Source organism: Allobosea sp. BH3 (assembly GCF_025499465.1).
Taxonomy (GTDB): domain Bacteria; phylum Pseudomonadota; class Alphaproteobacteria; order Rhizobiales; family Beijerinckiaceae; genus Allobosea.
In genome coordinates this window covers 1-1809 of record NZ_JAIMCA010000013.1, presented here as the reverse complement: position 1 = coordinate 1809, position 1809 = coordinate 1, and the positions used below count along the sequence as shown (strand labels likewise).

Genomic DNA, 1809 nt, shown 5'->3' with positions numbered 1-1809 from the left:
GCGCCAGGCCGGCGACCAGCTCGACCAGATCCTGGCCGCCTCGCAGAAGGTCTCCGCCACCATCGCCGATATCTCGGCGGCCTCCGGCGAGCAGGCCAACGGCATCGACGAGATGAGCCAGGCCGTGGCGCATCTCGACGAGATGACCCAGCAGAACGCCGCGCTCGCCGAGCAGAGCGCAGCCTCGGCATCCTCCCTCTCCGGACGCATCGGACAGCTCAACGACCTCGTCGCGACCTTCCGCACGAGGCGCGAGGCGACGGGCGGGCACAGCGTCGCGATCCCGATGGCGGTGAATGCCGCTCCGGCCGCCCCGGCTCCGCGCGCTTCCGAGCCGGAGCGCCTTCGCCAGCTGGCGAAGGCTGCCTTCGTCCAGTCCAAGGCCGCCCCCGCGCCGCGCAAGGTCGCCAATGGGCGTGCCCACGACGCCGGCTGGGAAGAGTTCTGACCCAAGGCGCGGCCCGGCCGGTGTACTGTGCCTGGCCGAAACGGCCAGGCGCGCTCGCCCTGATGGGCCTCAACCTGGAAAGGCTCCAATCAAGCCTTTCTTAAAGATGCGCGTTTAGCGTGTTCCGTGTCGAAACGAAGAGAGCGGGCAGGGGCTCAATGCGAGCCTGAACCGCCGCCCGAGGCAATATGGCCTCGCGCTTCGGCAGAGGAACCGTCTGAGCCCGGTAGCCCGACTTCGCGTGCTGCCTTCAATCCGGCTTTTCAGAGGTTATCTGCACGATGCTCAAGCACGCGTCGATCATGTTGAAATTCACGAGCGTCGTTGCCGCAATGGGCGTGGCGGCCATAGCCATCGCCCTTGCCGGCTGGATCGGCCTCTCACATCTCAAGCAATCGATGCTGTCGGTCGAGCAGACCGGGCGGGTCTCCTATGAGGCGATGGACCTGCGCATCGACATCATTGCCATTAGCCGCATGACCTACCAGCTTGCGCGCGAGCCCGCCAAGCATGCCGACTTCTCCGTCGAGGCCGAGCGCCGCGCCAAGGAGATGCTCGCCCGGCTGCCGATCCTTGAGGCCGGGGCCGACCTGGAGGAGAGGCGCCTTCTCGCCGATGTCCGCACCGGGCTCGAAACCTACTTCGGTCAGATTCGCAACATGCTGGCCGTCGCTCGCTCGTCCGCGGGCAACCCGTCGGCGATGGAGGCGGGTCTCGCGGGCGCCCTCGATGCGCAGAAGATCGTGACGGACACGGTCAAGGCCTACACGACCTATTCCGGCAAGCTGATCGAGGGTACGCGAAAGACTGCGTTTGCCGCGACCGATACCTTCCTGACCGCCCAGATACTCGTCGCGCTGCTCGGAATCGTGGCCGGTCTCGCACTCAGCTTCGTCGTTGCGCGTTATGGCGTCATGTCGCCTCTGCGCAAGCTCAACCATGCGATGCGGGGCATCGCCGATGGCGACCTCGACAGCCGTGTCGATGGAACCGATCGCCGCGACGAGATCGGCCAGATGGCCACCTCCCTGCAGGTTCTGCGCGAAGGCCTGGTGCACGCGCGCACCCTTGAGGAACAGGAGCGCGCGGCAGCAGCAGCCCGCCTCGCCCGCGCTCAGTCTATGGAAGCGGTGGTCTCCGATGTCGGCGAGGTGGTCGCGGCGGCTGCGGCCGGCGATTTCTCGGCCCGGCTCGAGATCAAGGACGCCGACGAGCAGATGCAGCGCCTCGTCGCCGGCATCAACGAGATCAACGCGGTGGTGGATTCCGCCACGACGGAGTTCGCCGGGACGCTGTCGGCGATCGCCGGCGGTGACCTGACCAACCGGGTCGAGACCGCCTATCGCGGCAAGTTCGCCGAT

The 1809-nt window shown here is 67.0% G+C and carries 1 protein-coding gene and 1 pseudogene; both read left to right on the top strand.

Translation table 11 applies throughout. The features are described from left to right. Nucleotides 1–448, top strand: a pseudogene (locus tag BoBH3_RS24460) (hypothetical protein); the annotation flags it as partial. A gap of 281 nt (nt 449–729) precedes the next feature. Next, nucleotides 730–1809: HAMP domain-containing protein (locus BoBH3_RS24455; RefSeq protein WP_262333471.1), on the top strand; the 1080-nt coding region annotated here is incomplete at its 3' end.